This window comes from Sphingobacterium sp. ML3W (assembly GCF_000747525.1).
In the GTDB taxonomy this organism is placed as follows: Bacteria; Bacteroidota; Bacteroidia; order Sphingobacteriales; family Sphingobacteriaceae; genus Sphingobacterium.
Genome location: NZ_CP009278.1, coordinates 2,562,555 through 2,583,668, shown reverse-complemented (window position 1 = coordinate 2,583,668; position 21,114 = coordinate 2,562,555). Strand labels below are relative to the sequence as shown.

Genomic DNA, 21,114 nt, shown 5'->3' with positions numbered 1-21,114 from the left:
CTTGTAAAATTTACGCCTCATCTACTGATTGACCTAATTTTTGTATGCATATAGCACTCACTTGTTCTTGTCTCCTGCACATATAGATCAAGATAGGGTTCAATACAAACATATCAAAGAAAAAATACAACCATACTTGATCTATAAATAGCCAGAGAAACAGGAAAAGTACCCTTGTATTAAATTGAACAATATTGGTATACTTCATTAATGGTCGATTTAAAATTCGAAATCTGGACACGAATTCTGCTGGCATAGTATCGGCGTACTTTTGCTTGACAATTAGTAAAAGATCCTGCAATTTGGGGGATAGATTTTCCTGTAATCTGGTGTAGTTTTTATAGCCGTTTAAAACAAACTTTTGAAAAAAATCATGTTTCCAACTCATCTTATCTAATTCTTGTTGTAAGTCGGTCGAATTGTCCAATTCACTACCGGCCTTGCCTTTGATGAAATACAAATGCACATTGCGATAATAATCGGCCATAGCTGATTGGAAAACATGGGAAACACCTGCTAGCACACCTGGTACCCATATCCAAGCGGACCAACCTTGGTCCATACACCGAAAACATAGGGCTATGTGGATAGAGGCAAACCAAAAATCTCCAGCGAAACCATCTAAAATACGACCAAAACGACTTTTATTATCTGTTAAACGTGCCAATTGGCCATCGGCACTATCCAAGGAGTTGGCAAAGATCAACAAGAGCATACCGATGATATTGATCCATAAATCTCCATAGTAGAACAGGATACCTGCTCCTACCCCGAAGAATATACTGGTAATCGTCACTGCATTGGGGGTAATGCCTCGTGAAGCACACAACTGCGCAATACGATAGCCTATGGGTCTGTAAAACCAGATATCGATACGTTCCTCTGTATCGTTGGATTTGAGTGATTGTTCAAATAAATTATCTTCTGAGTTAGACATAATTGATATCTGTTGAATCTTCATCCTTATAAATCATATGATCTATATAGCTTGAAAATTGGTTAAAAATATGGGTGGCTATAGCTTCGGCTCCCTGCTCACGACAGGGCGCAAAACTTGGCCAATCGTTCAGATCTATAATATGGAAACTACCATCGGCATGTACAATGGCATCTCCGCCATAAATACTGACCCCCAATACCTGAGCTGCGCGTATTGCGGCCTGCTGTAGTGCTTCTTTATCAAAAGTATAGTGAGCCGTTAGTCCATTGATCTGCTCATAAGCTGCATATTTATGATGATTCAGATCGTAGGGATGGAAACAATAAAAGAAGTCAGTCCCGTCTACGCCATAGAATTTGACCAGATCTCCAAAGAGATGTTTTGATACCACAGCCTCATCAATACCACGTATGGCATACTCGGCCAATATATTGTTTGCTTCTTCTTTTGTGCTAGCGAAGCTTACATCTTCTTTGTGCACGGCATGGAAGTCTCCTCGTTTGATCCAGATGCCAGGGGATCCAAATCGATCGAATAGGTAACCTATATCTGAATGGGTAGCGACAATCTCACTTTCAGGATATGGAATGTCATTTTGCAACAGCGCTTGCGTCATGAGGGTTCGAAAACAGTTTTGTATGCCTTGAGCAGAATTAATAACCAGTACTCCTCTTCGTTCCAACATTTTTAAATGATGGACCAATTCTTTGGATCTCCCCATTGTAATGATAGGCTCATCGTTGTAATCTTCCAATTTCAAGAATGCTCCCTCAGTAACTGATGTTATAGTAACACCTTCTTTTTCTACTAATTCAATAACGGCCTTAAAGATGGCCGCATCATTATTGATATGATTGGGTGAGAAATCATTCATTCTCCATATACCATACACTCTCATACTTTTAACTTTTGTTCTAATAAAAAATATTCGGCCGTTTCGCGGTCATGCAAATGATCAACATCTATTATTTTGGCAAAAGGATATGCCTTTATATCCAAACCTTGATCGATTAAAAATCGTTGATAATTACGCATACGATGGTTACCTGCCGCTAAAGATGTGGCAGCAGCATCGATTGCTTTTCTGCGTAGACAATAGATCCCGCCCGATACAAAGGATGCTTGTGGATATTTCTTATCTGAAAAACAAACAATGCGTTGGTCATTATCTACTGTAACATATAATGGACTCTCATCGTCAACGAAAGGTGTTACTGCAAATAACCCATCCATATCACCTTGTTGAAATTTTTCGATATAACGCCCGAAGGTCTCAGGTTCGAAGACCGTATCTGTCGTGGTCAAACAACAGGAATCCCAATATTGAAAGGCTTTATGCAATTCAACAAAGCTATGCAACGAGCTTTCAGTATTTTTAATCAAAAGATGAATAGGTATACTAAAGGCGTAGTTTTTTAAAAATTTATGGAGCTCCTTATTCTTTTCATTGATAATAATAAAAACTGATCTAGCGCCTTGGTCTGCAAAGACATTAATCAATCGTTCGATCATTGGAATGCCCAAAAGCGTCAATAATGGCTTCGCTTTCTTAAATCCTTCATCTTTTAAACGCTGTCCTTCTCCGGCAGCAATAATCGCATATTCCATGTATAATTGGTATAACCCTCGAAGGAGATGTTTTGTCCCTCGAGGGAGATGTAAATGTGGCTATTATGAGTTACATATTGTCTACCAGCTCTTGATAATAATCAAGACCTAGATGTGTGATCAAATCTTCGCCCATCATATGGCGCAAGGTGTTCTGTAATTTGATCAACTGCTTAAAAATATCATGCTCGGCTGGTAGACCTGGTGCTGTCTGTGGTGATTTCAAATAAAATGAAAGCCATTCTTGAATACCATGCATACCGGCACGCTGTGCTAAATCTATAAATAAGGCTAGATCCAATGCTACTGGAGCTGCTAATATCGAGTCACGACATAAGAAATTGATCTGCATCTTATAACCCATCCATCCAAAAATATCAATGTTATCCCAACTTTCTTTGTTATCGCCATGAGGTGGATAGTAGTTGATGCGTACTTTATGGTATAAATTGCCATATAATTCAGGATTTTTCTTAGCATCTAGAATTTCCTCCAATACGCTCAATTTGGAAACTTCTTTTGTTTTGAAGTTTTCTGGGTCATCCAATACTAGTCCATCTCGATTACCTAAAATATTGGTAGAGAACCACCCCTCTACTCCTAATGCGCGAGCTTGTAAACCTGGAGCAACAATTGTTTTCATTAAGGTCTGACCTGTCTTAAAATCTTTTCCGGCAATGGCAACTCTGTTGAGCTTGGCCAATTCCTCGATGGCAGGTACATCACAACTTAAATTTGGAGCTCCGTTGACATATGGTGCCCCTTGTTTCAATGCTGCATAAGCATAGATCATACTTGGAGGTATACGCTGGTCATTTTGATCCAAAGCGTCTTCAAAATTCATTAAACTATCAAATATATCCGAACCTGCTATGTATTTTTCTGTTGATCCACACCAAAGAACTACTATACGATCACAATGATGTGTTGCTTTGAAATTTTCAATATCTGCTTGTACTGCATCTGCTAAATCTCTTTTAGTTAAGCCCTCCTTTATGTGTGTTCCATCTAAATTTTTAACAAATTCGCGATCAAAGACAGCTTTCATAGGTACGATACTCTCAAGTTCAGCACGTACCTGCTCCAATTGATGTGGTTCTAAAACTGCCGCTTTTGATGCCGCTTCATACACATTATCGGCATAAACATCCCAACCTCCGAAAACGATATCTTCTAATTTTGCTAAAGGAACAAAATCTTTTATCAATGGATTCCGATCTTCTGTACGCTTACCTAATCGAATACGGCTTAATTGAGAAACTGAGCCAATGGGTTTAGAATAGCCCTTATTAACACCTGCTACACCTGCAATCAATGTTGTTGCTACGGCTCCTAATCCGGGTATCAATATACCTAGTTTACCTTTTGCTTCGCTTACTTGTTGTTTCATGTTGTTCTTTTTAAGTGATAATTAATGTGGTTACAATGAAATCTGATTTTTAATAATGTCCTGAACGCAAGCATTCAGGACACATCGTTGAACATATATAGACTACTACGTACTATGCTAATAGCGACCACCACCCAATGCGCGGTAAAGGTTGACTTCCGCTAAGAGCCTTTGGTTTTTGAGAGCTGCATTATCAAGCTCTGATTGTAATTTGCTTTGTTGAGCTGTTATTACTTCGATGTATGTCGCCATATCATTTTTGAATAATTGGTCGGCATTAACAATCATCTCAAGGTTTCTTTGTACCAAGCCTGTTGATATCGTTTGTTGCTCATCTAACGAGGCGATATTTGCCAAAATATTGGAAACTTCGGTCACAGCCTGCAAGACACTTTCTTTAAACTGAATCTCTGCTTGTTCTCCAGCTAGGATGGATTGGTTATATGCTGTCTTTAATTGTCTACCCTGTAATATTGGCTGTGTAATGGAACCAGCAACTGCTCCAAACAACGATCCTGGGATATTGAACCAATCACTCGCCTTGAAAGCATTCAACCCACCTTGTGCAGTAATATTCAAGCTAGGATACATACTAACTTTAGATACATGCACCTGTGCTACTGCTTTTTGAAGGGCTAGTTCTGCTGTTCGTACGTCTGGTCTTAAAGCAAGCATTTCTGCGGGGATACCGGTAGACAGCTGGTCTTTTACTGTTAACGATAACAGACTTGTCCTTCTTTCAATTTGACCTGGCATACGACCTACCAATGCTTGCAGGCTATTTTCCTGCACAGTAATCTGCTCCTCTAATACTGGAATTGTCTTGGCAACAACATCTCGATTACTTTCTTGTTGCTGAACGGCTAATAACGTAGTCAGTCCCAAAGTGTACTGGACACGTGACATTTGTAGTACATTGTCAATCAAACTTAAATTCTTCAGGCTGATTTCCTTTTGTAAATCCAACATCAAAAGATTATAATAGCCTTGCGCTATAGTACTGACCAATCGTGTCTGTACAGCCTTTCTAGCCTCCTGAGTCTGGAGATAGCTGGTCAAAGCAATCTCTTTGCGTCCTTTGATCTTACCCCAGATATCTGCTTCCCAAGAAATGTTGAGCGTAGAAGAGTAATCTTCCATGTACCTTTTCCCTGTCGCTTGAACAACTGTCGTCCCATTTATACTATTATCTGATGGACGAGTCACAGAACCTGTTCCTGCCGTTAGTCCGATTTGCGGTATATGACCCCATTTTGCTTGTTTCATCGATTCATTAGCGATCTCAATCTGTTTGATTGCAACCAGTAGGTCATTATTATTTAACAATGCACTATCAATTAACGTAAGTAGCGTTTGATCATTAAAAAATTCTCGATATGAAATAGCTCCAATGGAATTAGTAGTATCCACAATTGTCACTGTCTGTCCTTGCGGAAATTCACTTGGGACATTGGTTTCTTGTGGTATGTATTTCGAAGACTTACATGAGTAAGCCAGTAGTAGGCTTACACATAGACAAGTCATGTTTATTTTATTTTTATTCATGTCAATCCGTACCATTTGATTTACTATTAATTTGAAACTTCGGCTTCTTCGTATTCCCAATCACTTTCATCAACTGGTTTACCACTTAGACGCTCTTGTAGATATTGAAATACCACGAATAATATTGGAGTTAATAGCAAACCGAAAATAGTCCCTGCTATCATGCCAAATACAGCTGCATAACCAATGGAATGATTACCAATTGCGGATGGACCGACAGCAAATAATAAAGGTGTCAAACCTGCTATAAAAGCTAACGAAGTCATGAGAATAGGTCTAAGTCGCGCCTTAGCACCTTCAACTGCTGCTGCAACTAAACTCTTTCCTGCTCGCCTGCGTTGGATCGCAAATTCGATAATCAGGATAGAGTTCTTGGCCAATAAACCAATCAACATTATCAGTGCGACCTGCACATATATATTATTGGATAAATCTGCAAGACTTATCCCAATGAATACACCTAATAACCCGGCAGGGATACTGATCAATACTGACCATGGCAAAATATAGCTTTCGTATTGGGCAGAAAGAAGGAAGTAAATGAATATGATACTTAATCCAAAAATTACCGCTGTCTGTCCACTTGAAGACTTCTCTTCCCGGCTCATCCCTTTCCAATCATGTGCAAAGCCATTTGGTAAGAAGCTAGCACTAACCTGTTCTACTGCTTCCATAGCTTGCCCAGTACTATATCCAGGATTGGGCATTGCTGTGATATTGATGGCATTGAATAAGTTAAAATGCTCAACAGTCTCTGGACCAGAAACCGGTTTCAATGTGACTAAACTATTGATGGGTACCATCTGACCCAATTGGTTCTTTAATTGAATTCCATCCAAGGATGACGGATCTGCTCTGAATTCGGGAGACGACTGAATCACGACACGGTAATATTTACCGAATCGATTTAGATCAGATGCCTGCATACTTCCGTAATAACCTTGCATAACTGCCATAAGATCCGAAACATTGACATGAAGTTGTTTTGCCTTCATTTCATCAACAATTATTTCAAATTGTGGATAAGAGGCATTAAATGTGGTAAAAGCGAAGGCTATCTCTGGGCGTTGCATCAATGCACCCATATAACCATTTGACACCTCACTGAATTTAGCTAAACTACCTGCTGTCTTATCTTGTAATACAATTTCTAATCCTGATGTATTACCAAACCCTGAAACCGTAGGCATTCCTAACACAAAGAAATTTGCTCCTTGATGACTCTGGAGTTGGCCTTGGAGAGCTCCCAAAATCTGATCGATATCTTTAACATCCCCCCTTTCTTTTAAAGGCTTTAAACGGATCATCATGACACCTGACGAAGAGGATGTGCTGAATGTCATCATATTAAGACCTGAAACATTAATAACAGATTCAACTGCTGGGTGCTTTTGGATATCCAACTCAGCTGCTGTCATCAATTGCGTGGTACGGTCTAAAGAAGCTCCTGGAGGTGTGTTGACCATCGCCATTAAGAAACTTTGATCCTCATCTGGAATAAAACCAGTCGGAGTCGTACGAAACATCCATATGAATAAACCGATGAGCAATGCTAAAGCTGAAAATGCTACTGACTTACGCTTGATTAAAAAGAGTACCGATTTACCATAGCGAAATGTCATCTTATTAAACGCGGCATTGAAACCTGCAAAGAAGCGTTCTTTAAAATTGGTTTTCTTTCCTTCCGTATGACCATCATGTGATTTTAACAAAATGGCACACAAAGCTGGACTTAGAGTTAAAGCATTAAGTGCAGAAATCAGAATAGCCATCGCCAATGTCAATGCAAATTGTTGATAGAATACCCCTGTTGGGCCTTCCATAAAGGCTACTGGGACAAAGACAGCAGACATCACTAAGGTAATGGATATGATCGCGCCCGTAATCTCACTCATGGCCGACATCGTCGCTGCTTTAGCATTTAACTTTTTCTTTTCCATCTTGGCATGTACTGCTTCAACCACGACAATAGCATCATCCACTACGATACCAATAGCCAAAACCAGCGCAAACAGTGTCAACAAATTAATAGAGAATCCAAACAACTGCATAAAAAAGAATGTACCTATAATCGAAACAGGGACTGCAATGGCAGGAATTAGGGTAGATCTAAAATCTTGCAGGAAGATAAATACAACAATAAACACCAATATAAACGCCTCTATAAGCGTCGTAATTACCTGCTCAACAGATTGATCCAATGATTCTTTGGAAGAATAAGGTGTAGTGTATTTGAGACCTGCGGGGAAAGATTTAGCAAGCTCGGCCAAGCGCTCTTGCATAGCTACTTCAACAGCATTTGCATTTGATCCCGCTGTTTGAAATAAGGCAATCATGATCGCCGGTTTCTTATTGTAACTTGTACTAACCGTATTGGTATACGAACCAAACTCTACTTTTGCGATATCTTGAAGTCGCAGAACTGATCCATCTGAATTAGCTCGTACAATTATATTTTCGTAATCTTCAACTTCTATGAGCTTACCTTTGTAACGGATAACATATTCAACAGCTTCTTTTGTACTTTCACCAAATCTTCCTGGGGCAGCTTCCAGATTCTGACTTTGAATCGCAGCGGAGACTTCTTGTGGAGTAATACTATAAGATGCCATCTGTGTTGGATTGAGCCACACACGCATGGAATAATCTTTATTACCAAACACCTGAGCATCACCGACACCTGTAATACGCTTTAATTCTGGTACAATATTGATCTTAGCATAGTTCTCGATAAAAAGCTCGTCCGATTTGCTGTCATCAGAATAAAGAGTAATCATAGCAACCATACTATTCTGCCTCTTAAGGGTTGTTACTCCAAATTGAGTAACTTCAGCAGGTAACATACTCGTTGCCTGTGAGACTCGGTTCTGAACATTGACGGCTGCTTGATCAGGATCAGTGCCTAACTTGAATACAACAGTAAGCATTAAACTTCCATCATTACTTGATGTAGAGGTCATGTAATCCATATTTTCTACCCCATTGATTGCATTCTCAAGGGGTGGTGCTACTGATCTAGCAATTACCTCTGCCGAGGCACCTGGATACATAGCAGTAACCATCACACTTGGGGGTGCGATTTCTGGGAATTTGGTTATCGGTAATCCCATCATAGCAACTACGCCGAGAATAACCAATAAAATGGATATAACGGTCGCCAATACTGGCCGTTTTATTATCTTTTTTAACATAATGTCTTCTGAAAATGATACCTAGGACTTTTTTAAACTGTCTTGACTTGTTGTGCTTACGGACTTGACCTTTACAGGCATGCCGTTTTGAAGAAAACTCAGTCCATTAGTAATAATCTGATCTCCTGACTGAAGACCTGATTGAACGAAATAGTCCCCTCCCTGTTTACCGCTGACTACAATAGCAGTTTGTGCTGCTTTGCCATCCTTATCAATGGTATAAGCGAAAATTTTATCTTGAACAGCTGTAGTGGCTGTAACCGGGACTAATACGACATTATCAACAGGTTGCTCAATAAGTACTTTTCCGGTATTGCCTGTGCGTAACTGTCCTTCTGGATTTTGAAATTTAGCGCGTAAAGTAATCGAACCCGTATTCTTGTCAAATTGTCCCTCGATGGCATCAATCTTTCCAAGCTGAGAGAATGCTTGGCCATTGGCAGTCAATAAAGTGACTAGCTCCGCATCCTTTAACTTCTCAGCAGTTGAGCTCCCTTCCAATCTATCTTGAAAATTCACAAAATCGATTTCACTCATTGAAAAGTAAGCGTATACAGCATGTGTATCTGACAGCATAGTCAATGGATTGACAGCACTTGGATTAATTAAACTACCTAAACGATATGGGATACGACCAATAGTTCCGTTAACAGGAGCTTTAATCGTGCAGAATTCCAAATTAATTTTCGCCGTTTCGTAAGCAGACATCGCTTGGGCTAATGCTGCTTGAGCTCCATCGAATGAAGCTTGCGCCTGTTCAACCTGAAGTGTAGACACTAATTTATTGCTTACTAATTCTTTTTTACGATCTAAATCTATTTTAATATTGGACAGATTCGCTTTCGCAGCTAAAATAGCAGCTTGCGCAGTTTTATATTGCTCCCTATACATACGATCGTCGACTTGGAACAAAACTTGACCCGCACGGACTGTGGCACCTTCTTCTACATAGATCTTGTGTAAATACCCCGAAACTTGAGGACGGATTTCAACATTAACAACTCCTTCTATACTACTAGCATATGTTTTTGTTAATGTTCCACTCCCCTTTTGAAGTGTCATCACAGGAACTTCAACCGGAGCTGCTGCCCCAGGACCATGCTTTGGGTTTTGACTACAACTTGTTAAGAAGGCTAAACTAAGTCCAAGCAAAGTTGTACTAAAAACTGATTTTCGATTCATCTGAAATATATTATGTTTTTCATTATTTAAGAAACAGTAGTTTATTTATTAGACATCTAGGATGTGGGTAATTAAACTTGTTAACCGTTCATTTTAATAATGGAACAAATATAAGACTGACTAAATATGATAAAAAGTCAAAAAGGAATTTTAACTTGTCAAAAAGACACCAAATCAATAATGATGTTTTTTACTTCAACAATTCTTTTCGGTACATATTGGGAGAAATACCGATATTTTTTTTAAAAAACTTACTAAATGTCGGAAGGTCATTAAAATTTAATTGATGCATGATATCTGAAATAGAAAACAAATTAGAACGCAATTTGCTAATAATTTCTGCCATCAATGTTTGCTCAATAATTTGTAAAGGATTGAGACCTGTTACTTCTTTGACTACTCTACTCAAATATTTACGACTAATAAAAAGAGCATCTGCATAATGCTGTACCGACCTATGGATTTTAAATCCATCCATAACAAGGGTAATAAACTCCATACATAATTTTTCCTTTCGTCCACTTAACGCCACATTATGTACAATCTCTTGCATAAGAATTGATTCTATTTCATAATGTAAAAGAGAGAAGGTACTATGGATAATTTCCATCTGATTTTTAATGGGGCTTTTACGTAAGTTTAATTCCTGTAAATGCTCCATGTGGATAGCATATCTCTTAACCGCCTGCTCTTGTAAATCAAATACTTTTAAATAGTTATCAAATAAAAAGTCAAGAGAAGACTTTCCTTGAAAAAATATGCCAATACTTTTTAAGAAATCGAGCGAGAACATGCAACTGATCATTTCAAGCTGTTCATCCATTTCGATAAACTCTAATATTGTTGTTGGTGAATGTAAAAAAGCCATCCTTTCACCCATCTCATGTTCTGAAAAACCAATCCGCATACGTAATGAGCCTGCTAAAATTAGCGTCATACCAAAACTATCTGTACGCATGGGTTCTTGCATGCGTAAATCGCTCATAGTGTCTTTGTGCAAACGACATATTGTATACCCGTCATACAACTGCGTATTCATTTGTTCCTCAACAATTTCTTTCAATGAGAAAAATGTGATTTTACGTTCCATAATTATTCGCGTCCAAAAAGTTGACCTAAGTTAAAATATCTTTTAGAGCTACAATCTCTCTTTTGATTTATTTGACAATTACCTGTTAAAAGTCAGCTTTTAATCTTTTTTGATGAACGATGGAAAGATACATCGTTCTGAATATGTTCTTTTGCTTTTTAATTTTTCTAGTATATACCTGATTCTGCAACGAACTTTATCTGTCTTCAAATGTTATCAATATAGGTTTGGTTTTAAAAAACATAATTTTATGAGTACAGAGAATTTACATAATCTTGAAGCTATTCACAAACTTCGAGATTTCGTCAACAAGATTGATATTGGAATGATGTGCACCTATCCTGTAGCGAACAGCTTTGTTCATGCTGTACCTATGAGTAGGCAGGAAGTAGATGAAGAAGGTAATATCTGGTATCTTATTTCCGCAGAAAGTGAAACATTTAAAAACCTTGAAAGCAACAATTTAATAAGTCTATTATTTTCTCAAGTTGATGACTACAACTTCTTGAGTATAAATGGCGAAGTAGAAATATCTAATAGCCAAGAACGTATTGAGAAATATTGGAACAGATTTGTAGAAGCTTGGTTTGAAAAAGGAAAAGATGATCCTCATATACGCATATTGAAAGTGAAAGTTCAGGATGCCCATTATTGGGATAATAAAACGAATAAACTGGTGACCATATTCCAAGTTGCGAAAAGTGCTATTTCTGGTCAGAAAATAGATATTGGACGAGAGGGAGAATTAAATATTTAGCTTGATGTATATATTAGCGCCTGAAATTTATATCAGCTTCTAATAGTCGTAATAAACAAAAGCCGTATTGCTACGGCTTTTGTTGTTTCGGTCAATTACTGTTCTTATTTACCTTGTTTCGTCAGAATAGCCTCCATCTCGGCCATAACTTTATTGATCTTTGCAATCGTCAGGTCAAAGGGTTCGGTAGTATTCATGTCCACTCCTGCATCAACAAGAAGGTCTACCGGATATTTGGTACTTCCGGAAGCTAGAAAATTAAGATATTTCTTACGATCGGCATCTGTTCCGCGCAATACCTTTTCGGAGAGTGCGGTTGAAGCCGTGAATGATGTCGCATATTGGTACACGTAAAAATTATAATAGAAATGTGGGATGTAAGACCATTCGGATTTCACGTTGTCATCAATAATACAAACATTTTTATCATGTCCGTAATACCGTTTGGTCAGTTCAAGATATATGTTATCAAAATCTTCACCAGTGAGCGCTTCTCCTTTAGCCACTTTTTCATGGATCATATATTCGAATTCGGCAAATTGCGTTTGACGGAATAGTGTTCCTTTGGCGCCTTCGAGGTAGTTACCAAGGATAGCTAACCTAGTCTCATCGTCTTTAATCTGCTTCAACATATAATCGTTTAGTAACTCCTCATTTAATGTGGAAGCTACTTCTGCTACAAAAATCGAATAATCCGCATTAGCGAAATGTTGTTTTTTATTAGTCAGATAACTGTGCATAGTATGCCCTAATTCGTGTGTCAATGTAGACATGTCGTTGTACTTTCCATTATAATTCATGAGAATATACGGATGTACATCATAAGCAGAGCCATTGGAATATGCTCCTGATCTCTTTCCTTCGTTTGGATACATATCGATCCATCTTTCTTCAAATGCTTTCTTGGACACTGCTATATAGTCGTCGCCCAAGGGTTTCAATGATTTCAGAATATTTTCTTCTGCTTCTTCTACGGTATAGGATAGATCAACTTTGTCAACCAAAGGTGCATACAGATCGTAATAGTGCAGGGTATCCAACCCCATCATGCGCTTGCGAAGATTTAAATAGCGATGGAAGGTATTTAAATTGCCATTGACATTTTTGATGAGGTTGTGAAAGACATCAGTCGGAATATTACCACCATCAAGCGCCATATTTAAGGTACTCTCATAATTACGGGCTTTTGTAGCAAACAATCCTGCATTGATATTACCATAGAGCTGTGCGCCGAAGGTCCGTTGAAATTCATTCAATTTACCAAAATAGGTGGCAAATACCTTGCTCCTAACTTCTCTGTCTTCACTGGCTCTATATAATGCAAAATTGGCGGAGTTAAGCTTGACATGCTCTCCATTCAATTCAACCTCTGGATATGGAAACTCAGCATTGATGAATGTACTGTAGATATTAGCGGCATTGCCAGACATTAAGGAGGAGTATGCCAATACTTTCTCTACTTCTTCGGATCCTCTATGTGCGCGTTTGCGCAGTAAATCTGTTAGGTAAAACTTATAGATGGACAGCCTTTTTTCTTTTGCAATAAAAGCATTGAGCTGCTCTTCTTTCAGGGTCAATAACTCAGGCTCCATGAATGAGGTCAGTGCTCCATATTCCGAAAAAAGTTGTTGCAGTCCTTGATTCATTCCTGCATATTTGGTCACACGGGTATCTTGATCAGACTTCATCGCTGCATACGATGAAAGTCTTGACATTTCCTTGATTAGTGTACTGTTCAGCTCTAATGCTTCTAAAAGTAGGGCGGCTGACTGTGTAAGCTTTCCCTTGTACGAGGCAGCTTTCTGCATTTTTTGTTGCACTCGTTCTTTTTCTTCTTTCCAGCTTTCATCCGTAGCATATAATTGGGAAAGGTCCCACTTATACTTTTCAGGCAGTTCTTCACGAACTTTCATCTGGCTTACCGCAACCGTCGTTGAAAATAGCATCATCGCGGTGATCAATTGTGTTTTTCTACGCATACTGTATATAAATAGTGCTACCAATTTACAAAACATCTTTCAGATTTTCTAAGTTATAAACCCTGCCAGATGATAAATCCATAAAATCTTGATTAATATAAAAGCCACATCTATGGATGTGGCTTAGCCTAAATAGTTGATTTTGATCTTGCTTGAATGAAGTACAGATCTAGGTTTGATGAAAGGTACCTTCAAAAAGATTTAACTACTTAAAATTAGTTAACCTTTTTATAAAGTTAACTTAAAACTGTATTAACAATATTCAGCTTACTTTGCGGAAATGCTTAATATTGCAATCAAATGAAAATTAAGACTGCAACAAGCTTCATCTATTAACACATATTAAATCCTTAAACCATGTATATAGTGCGTTTTTCTACAATTTTTGCAGAAATTATTTTATTTTTCATGATGCAGACTGTATCTGCGCAACAATTGAAATTTAACAAACATGGCGATTTCAAGATTGTTCAATTCACCGACCTGCATTATGCTGCAGGAGCAGTTCCTTCTGCAAAATCTATCAAAATGATGGAAAGCACGCTGGAAAGTGAAAAACCGGATGTCGTAATCTTTACTGGGGATGTGGTGGTCAAAGCTCCGACTTCCAAAGGTTGGGATGAGGTGTTGGACGTGGTGATCTCGCGCAATATCCCTTACATCGTAACTTTAGGAAACCATGATGATGAAAGTGAATGGAGCAGATCGCAGGTTGCTGATTATTTGTCCAAAAAACCATTGTTGATCAACAATCGGGCTAGTTTGCAGGAAGTAGATGGTGTACTCAATGCCAGCATAGCTGTAATGGGGAACGATCATAAAGCAGCATTTACTTTGTATGCTATGGATTCAAAAGCGTATTCACAGGTTGATGGTATAAAGGGTTATGACTGGTTTGGTTTTAATCAAGTGAACTGGTATTTAAAAGAAAGCGCGAAGATAGAGGCGTCGAATGGTCGTGTAATTCCAGCATTAGCCTTTTTTCATATCCCATTTCCGGAATACGGAATTGCATTTGACAAACTAGCCAATAAACGTATTGGTGTTCGTTATGAAAATGAGGGTAGTCCGATCATCAATTCGGGTATGTATGCTGCTATGTTAGGGCGGAAAGACGTGATTGGAACATTTGTAGGGCATGACCATGTGAATGATTACTTGGTGGACTATTATGGAATCGGTTTAGCCTACGGCTGTTTTTCAGGAAGTGAAAATACCTACGTCAGAGATAAAAATGGGGCGCGGATCATTGAACTTAAAGAAGGAAAGAAAGGATTCTACACTTATATCCGAGAGTATGATGGAAACATTTTGAATCGTACGGATTTTCCTTTTAAAAAGCAATAATAGAAAGGTCTTTCTGCCTGAACAATTTTGAAGCGATAAGAAGGTCATATGTTGTGGGTAACTTCACTGACCAGAAAATCGTAATGCTAACCGCAGCGATAGCAACCTACAAAGCAAGCAATGCAGCGCTTTCATTTATTACATTGGGATCTAACCAAAACTATTAATGACGATGAACTAAAAAAGGGATTGACTATATGTAGCCAATCCCTTTTTAGTTTTCACCTATACTCCTACTAGAGTAAATACATTAACTGTTTTTAAGATAATCTCTTAGCACATATTGCAGGATACCGTTATTTTTGTAATATTCTATTTCGATAGCTGAATCCATACGCGCCTGAACTTTAAATTCGGTTATCTTGCCACTTGGGTGCGTGGCTTTTACATACAACAACTTATGTGGTGTTAGATTATCGGCAAGTCCTGAAATGTCATAAACTTCAGTGCCATCCAGCCCTAAGCCTTCTGCATTTTGCCCGTCGGTAAATACCAATGGTGCCACCCCCATACCTACCAGATTGCTACGATGGATGCGTTCGAAGCTCTCTGCGATTACGGCTTTGACTCCTAATAAAAAAGCTCCTTTGGCGGCCCAGTCACGCGAGGAACCCGACCCGTACTCTTTCCCCGCCAGTACGATAAGCGGCGTATGGGTCTTTTGATATTCCATAGCTGTTTCGTAAACTGTTTTTACTTCACCGCTTGGAAAGTAAATACTGAAGCCTCCTTCTTTATCAACTATTTTGTTTTTGATACGGACATTGGCAAATGTACCTCGCATCATGACTTCATGATTTCCACGACGCGAACCGTAAGAGTTAAAATCAGCGCTATCTATTCCGTGTGAAGCCAGGTATTGTCCAGCGGCACTGTTTTCTCGGAAAGAACCGGCTGGTGAAATATGATCCGTCGTCACCGAATCGCCTAAATACAATAAGACACGAGCACTGGTAATATCTGAAACAGGTTCAGGATTTGCCTGTAGGTTTTCAAAAAATGGAGCTTCTTTAATGTAAGTCGAATCTTTATTCCACTCAAAACGTTCATCGAGGTTGACCTCGAGATTTTGCCAATCTTCGGAACCGTCAAAAATAACATCGTAGACTTCCTGAAAATCACTTTGTTTGACGCAATCATTGACGGTCTGGACGATTTCTTCACGGCTTGGCCAGATGTCTTTTAGATATACAGGTTGACCATTGGGATCATACGACAGTGGGTCATTCATAAGGTCGACATCTACCCTTCCTACCAAGGCATAAGCCACCACTAACATGGGTGACATTAAGAAGTTCATCTTAACCTGTGGATGGACCCTTGCTTCAAAATTTCGATTACCCGAGAGCACCGATGCTACGACCAACTCTCCCTTGTCTACAGCTTCTGCGATATGTGGTGGTAAAGGACCCGAGTTTCCGATACAGGATGTACAGCCATAACCCACGGTGTGAAAGCGAAGGGCCTCCAGGTCGCTGCTCAGTCCTGAGCGATTCAAATATTGCGTAACAACTTTAGAGCCTGGCGCTAAGGAAGTCTTGACCCATGATTTAGTGCGTAGTCCTTTTTCTATCGCATTGCGTGCCAACAGCCCTGCGCCTATCATCACGGCCGGATTGGATGTATTGGTACAACTTGTGATGGCGGCGATAACAATACTCCCATCACTCAAAACAAATTCTTGATTCTTATATTTTATACGAACAGACTGCATCGTATCTTTCACAACTTCCATCGTGGATTCTGTACTCTTAGGAACTTTACCAAAAGTAAATTCGGTTCCAGAACCTCCATCAGCAAGCCATGCCGATTCTTTTCTTTGATTCGGGAGGCTATAGTTGCGTTGGTATTCTTGGTTCAACAGAGTGGCAAATTGGTTGCCAAGGTCTTTTGCCAGAATTTTATCCTGCGGGCGTTTTGGTCCAGAAACAGTTGGTTCTAAAGTGGCCAGATCAAACTCTACTATAGAAGAAAAACGGATTTCTTCATGACCTGTTCGCCACAAAAGATTTTCTTTACAATATTCTTCAACTATCTTGATCTGTTCGGCTGAGCGATTAGTGGTGCGCATATATTCCAACGTACGGTCGTCGATAGGGAAATAGGTAATGGTACAACCAAATTCTGGCGACATATTGGCAATGGTAGCCCTATCGGTAACAGTTAGGTAATCCAAGCCATCTCCAAAAAGTTCGACAAACTTGCCGACTACACCTTTATCACGAAGGACTTTGGTTATCGATAATACCATATCGGTAGCAGTACAAATCTCTGGAATTTTACCGGTCAACTTGAGGCCGATCACTTCTGGGCAGGTGAAAAAGATGGGCTGCCCCAACATAGCTGCTTCGGCTTCGATACCTCCTGCCCCCCAACCTACCACACCCATACCGTTTACCATAGGTGTGTGCGAATCGGTACCTACCAAAGTATCTGGAAACAACCAACCTACACGTTCGATAATACCTTTGGCTAAATATTCAAGATTCACCTGATGGCAAATGCCCATTCCTGGAGGGACTACTGTAAAGTTTTTCAAACCGTGTTGCGCCCATTTGAGTAATTCGTAGCGTTCTTTATTCCGTTGGTACTCCAATTCTACGTTTTTCCCATAAGAGTAATCTGTTCCATAATAATCCACTTGTACGGAATGGTCGATCACTAAATCTACAGGAATAGCAGGATTGATTTTTTGACCGTCTTTTCCGTGACGGACATATTCAGCTCGGAGCGATGCCATATCAACTACAGCTGGAACACCTGTAAAATCTTGCATCAAGATACGGGCTGGTTTAAAAGGAATGTCTTTATCGACAGGTTCGGGTGTCCAGTTGATGAGTGTCTTGATATGTTCATCGGTAATACTGAAACCGTCGTAATTACGCAATACATTTTCAAGTAAGATGCGGATACTGAACGGTAGATGGGCTACCGATCCTTCGGGAAGATCTTTAAGTGAACAATAGTTATAGTTTTTTCCGTTTATACTGATTGTTTTTAGAGATTTGGCTTTCGTTGTGCTCATGATAACAAGTTTTGTTGGTATATAAATATACGCTATTAAGTACTTAGAAGCAAAACAAACAGCATGCGTAAAATGTTTCTTTTTTGTTGCTTTATCATATTTTGAAGTAGAATATTTTGGGATTACGTATAGCTCTTCAAGTTTAAATAATTCAGATAATCAAACATAACAGAGGAGCTATTTTTCAATATTAGAACCATTAACACTTTTCTTAAAATAAAATGAACTTATTTGAACGACAAGTGTTCTTATAATAGAATACAATAACAAATCTGCTTCGAATGTAAAAGATATGACGTAGTACGGTAAAATCCAAAGGTCCTCAAAAGCTTTGGATAACGAAACAAAAAAGAGGAAACGATAAGAAACATAAAAATTACTGTACGGTTAAACGCCAAGATAAAGGGTCTAATGAGAATTAGGCCCTTTTGATTTATAAATAATCAGCCTCAGTTTCTTAGAATATCTTGAAATATATGTTATTAGATTGTTCATAATAGTAGGTTCAGAAATTACATCAATTTCATTTTTGTATATTTGTTTGTTAATATGGAAAAATCAAACATCATTAACATCACCGAACGAACTACAAGTTCAATCTATCAATGGACATTCAACCTTGCTGAAGCTATAGGGATTTACGATAAGACTGCTCATATCTTGACTTCTACCTTTCTCCTCATCTCAGCTTTTATCCTCTTACTATTTGTAGACTATCTTTTGCGTATATTTTTCAATTCAATAGTTACGGGATTGATTAAAAAAAGTAAAACCAATTGGGATAATAAGCTACTTGAAAATAAGGTACAGGTTCATTTTAGCCGTTTTATTCTCATAGCGATATCACAATACTTACTACCTTATGTATTTATGGGATTTCCATCTTTCACCTCGACATTATCAAAGTTGCTCGGCATCCTGTTAGTCATTTCTATTTATAGTGTTGTAAATGGTCTATTAAAGACCGGAAGAGATATTTTGAGATCTTCCAAAGCTTTTGTGGATAAACCTGTTGATAGCTACCTTCAAGTACTGCAAATATTTTTGATATTTGTGATTGGGACTCTTATTGTTTCTCTGATCACGGGACAGTCGCCCTGGTCTTTTCTAATTTCACTCGGTGCTGCTTCAGCTATTTTGATGTTGGTATTTAAAGATACCATACTTGGATTTGTAGCAAGTATACAAGTCTCTGCCAATGATTCTGTACGTGTGGGTGATTGGATTGAAATGCCAAAATATGGTGTCGATGGAGATATTTTACAAATAAACCTGAACAATGTGAGAGTTCAAAATTGGGATAAGACGATTGTCACGATCCCGACTTACACGCTGCTCAGTGACTCCTTAAAAAATTATAGAGGAATGCAGGAAAGTGGAGGTAGAAGGATCAAAAGAGCTATCAATATCAAAATTTCAACCATTAGATATCTCAGTATTGAAGAGATCGAAGAGCTTAAAAAAATTGCACTTTTAGCCCCTTATATTGAAAAAAGAGAAAATGAAATAAAGGAATATAATATCCTGAATAAAGTAGACCCCAAAGTTCTTGTTAATGGTAGAAGAATGACCAATATCGGGTTGTTCAGAGCATATATCAAGGCTTATACAGCTCAAAACCCTAATATACATAAGGAATTAACCTTATTAGTTCGTCAATTAGCTCCTAATGAACATGGGCTTCCATTAGAACTCTATATGTTTACCAAAGGTACACAATGGTCTTTTTTTGAAGATACAATGTCAGATATTTTCGATCATTTATTCGCTGCTATTAAATCTTTTGACCTTGAAGTATTTGAACTTCCAGCATCTGATGATATTCGATCTCTTCTTAAAAACTACTCAGAATCATCTAATATAAATCAATAATATACCTTGTATGAAGATTCAATTCTTCTAATGCATGCAAGATTTAATAAAAGGTTTGAACACTAGAGACATTTTATGATCGTAGACAATAAAAGCCATTCTATGAAGAATGGCTTTTATTGTTTTCATGATTTAGGTAAATTTTTTACGGGTAATTTATCACCACATAGCTTTATCCTCATTCTATTTATTTTTCGCAATTCTGAATCCAAGGTCTTCAATCTTGAATTTTAAAGGATGGCTCCTTCTTCTAGTCGTGGCCATAACGCTTCTCTCTTGATCACAAAAACCACCGCCGCGGAATATACGGTATGAACCGTACACTTCAGTGTCATATAGATCGGTACACCACTCCCAAACATTACCCAACATGTCAAAAAGTCCCCAAGCATTAGGTTTCTTCTGGCCTACCACTTGTGTCGTATTTCGAGCATTATTTTTATACCAAGCTATTAAATCAAGCTCGCCATATCTTATTTCGCTTGTTCCTGCTTTACAGGCATACTCCCATTCTGCTTCTGTTGGCAAACGAAATCCGTCGGCTGTATTATCAAATGTTATATCTCCATTGTTTTCCGGAATGACATAACAGGGATTCAATCCTGTTTGGATTGAAAGTTTATTGCAAAAATTTACGGCCTCTTTCCAAGTGACTGTTTCTACTGGCCGTTTGCTTTCTTGAAAGGTGCTTGGATTTTCCATTGTTACTTCAATATATAAATCCTGGGTAACAGGATATTTGGAAAGTAAAAATGGATCTATCTCTACACACCATTGTACTTTTGTCCGATCATCTCGCAAATGAACCTTTCCTTTTGGTATTTCAACCATTAGTTCGCTGATCGTATTTAATAACGAAACCTCTGTCCTATTCAAATTCATCTATATCAAAGAGATTCTATAAAATTCCTAACATATCACTATAAAGGTTCAATTTATAAAAAAATGTTTATTGTTTTGTGAATTTTCCAGAAATGTGAAATTTTGGTATTCTTAGATAATCTCCTCTAATGGTCAAAATATAGCTAAGAAGTTTATTTAAAACAATAAACTTCTTAGATGACTTCTTTTTATAAACTTGTTTGTGTAATTTGATATACTTAAAAGTATATTAGTAATATGCTCATTATCATAAGTAAAACTAAGTTAACCAAGAAAATCATACTACACCAATGTATTGGTGTAGTT

At 38.2% G+C, this 21,114-nt stretch carries 14 protein-coding genes; 3 read left to right on the top strand and 11 right to left on the bottom strand.

All coding sequences use genetic code 11. From position 1 onward, the window contains the following. Nucleotides 1–10 precede the first annotated feature (10 nt). The 8 genes from KO02_RS10920 to KO02_RS10885 form a co-directional block, all read right to left on the bottom strand. On the bottom strand, nucleotides 11–937 hold the full coding sequence (locus KO02_RS10920) for a CDP-alcohol phosphatidyltransferase family protein (RefSeq protein WP_038698261.1): 927 nt from the start codon (nucleotides 935–937) through the stop codon (nucleotides 11–13). Beyond that, on the bottom strand, nucleotides 930–1,838 hold the full coding sequence (locus KO02_RS10915; protein ID WP_038698259.1) for a hypothetical protein: 909 nt from the start codon (nucleotides 1,836–1,838) through the stop codon (nucleotides 930–932). The genes KO02_RS10920 and KO02_RS10915 overlap by 8 nt, the downstream gene beginning before the upstream one ends. Next, nucleotides 1,835–2,548, bottom strand: coding sequence for an NDP-sugar synthase (locus tag KO02_RS10910; protein WP_038698257.1), 714 nt, complete (start codon nucleotides 2,546–2,548; stop codon nucleotides 1,835–1,837). Before KO02_RS10910 ends, KO02_RS10915 begins: the two co-directional genes overlap by 4 nt. A gap of 70 nt (nucleotides 2,549–2,618) precedes the next feature. Then, nucleotides 2,619–3,938: an inositol-3-phosphate synthase gene (locus KO02_RS10905; protein ID WP_038698255.1), complete on the bottom strand. Its 1,320-nt coding sequence runs from the start codon at nucleotides 3,936–3,938 to the stop codon at nucleotides 2,619–2,621. A 117-nt stretch (nucleotides 3,939–4,055) separates the two neighbouring features. Then, entirely contained in the window at nucleotides 4,056–5,483 is a 1,428-nt protein-coding gene (locus KO02_RS10900; RefSeq protein WP_038698253.1) for an efflux transporter outer membrane subunit, read from the bottom strand. Between the two features lie 26 nt (nucleotides 5,484–5,509). Then, nucleotides 5,510–8,674 carry an efflux RND transporter permease subunit gene (locus KO02_RS10895; protein WP_038698251.1) on the bottom strand — a complete coding sequence of 1,055 codons (3,165 nt, stop codon included), beginning with the start codon at nucleotides 8,672–8,674 and terminating at the stop codon, nucleotides 5,510–5,512. A 21-nt stretch (nucleotides 8,675–8,695) separates the two neighbouring features. Beyond that, nucleotides 8,696–9,856, bottom strand: coding sequence for an efflux RND transporter periplasmic adaptor subunit (locus tag KO02_RS10890; protein WP_038698249.1), 1,161 nt, complete (start codon nucleotides 9,854–9,856; stop codon nucleotides 8,696–8,698). Between the two features lie 190 nt (nucleotides 9,857–10,046). Further along, a complete protein-coding gene (locus KO02_RS10885; RefSeq protein ID WP_038698247.1) occupies nucleotides 10,047–10,946 on the bottom strand; it encodes a helix-turn-helix domain-containing protein in 900 nt (299 codons plus the stop codon). A 250-nt stretch (nucleotides 10,947–11,196) separates the two neighbouring features. Here KO02_RS10885 and KO02_RS10880 point away from each other — a divergent pair, with 250 nt between their 5' ends. Beyond that, a complete protein-coding gene (locus KO02_RS10880; protein ID WP_038702536.1) occupies nucleotides 11,197–11,703 on the top strand; it encodes a pyridoxamine 5'-phosphate oxidase family protein in 507 nt (168 codons plus the stop codon). Between the two features lie 104 nt (nucleotides 11,704–11,807). Here KO02_RS10880 and pepF read toward each other — a convergent pair whose 3' ends face one another. After that, the gene (gene pepF, locus KO02_RS10875) at nucleotides 11,808–13,682 is read right to left on the bottom strand and encodes an oligoendopeptidase F (protein WP_051959876.1); all 1,875 of its coding nucleotides are present in this window, start codon (nucleotides 13,680–13,682) and stop codon (nucleotides 11,808–11,810) included. 408 nt (nucleotides 13,683–14,090) lie between these two features. Here pepF and KO02_RS10870 point away from each other — a divergent pair, with 408 nt between their 5' ends. Further along, nucleotides 14,091–15,029 carry a metallophosphoesterase family protein gene (locus tag KO02_RS10870; RefSeq protein ID WP_051959875.1) on the top strand — a complete coding sequence of 313 codons (939 nt, stop codon included), beginning with the start codon at nucleotides 14,091–14,093 and terminating at the stop codon, nucleotides 15,027–15,029. A 250-nt stretch (nucleotides 15,030–15,279) separates the two neighbouring features. On the opposite strand, the gene acnA is transcribed toward KO02_RS10870, so the two are convergent. Beyond that, a complete protein-coding gene (gene acnA / locus KO02_RS10865; RefSeq protein WP_038698245.1) occupies nucleotides 15,280–18,054 on the bottom strand; it encodes an aconitate hydratase AcnA in 2,775 nt (924 codons plus the stop codon). A gap of 549 nt (nucleotides 18,055–18,603) precedes the next feature. Here acnA and KO02_RS10860 point away from each other — a divergent pair. Further along, entirely contained in the window at nucleotides 18,604–19,926 is a 1,323-nt protein-coding gene (locus tag KO02_RS10860) for a mechanosensitive ion channel family protein (protein WP_081918358.1), read from the top strand. A gap of 183 nt (nucleotides 19,927–20,109) precedes the next feature. Here the strand turns inward: KO02_RS10860 and KO02_RS10855 are convergent, their stop codons facing one another. After that, on the bottom strand, nucleotides 20,110–20,808 hold the full coding sequence (locus KO02_RS10855; RefSeq protein WP_051959874.1) for a formylglycine-generating enzyme family protein: 699 nt from the start codon (nucleotides 20,806–20,808) through the stop codon (nucleotides 20,110–20,112). Nucleotides 20,809–21,114: the final 306 nt, after the last annotated feature.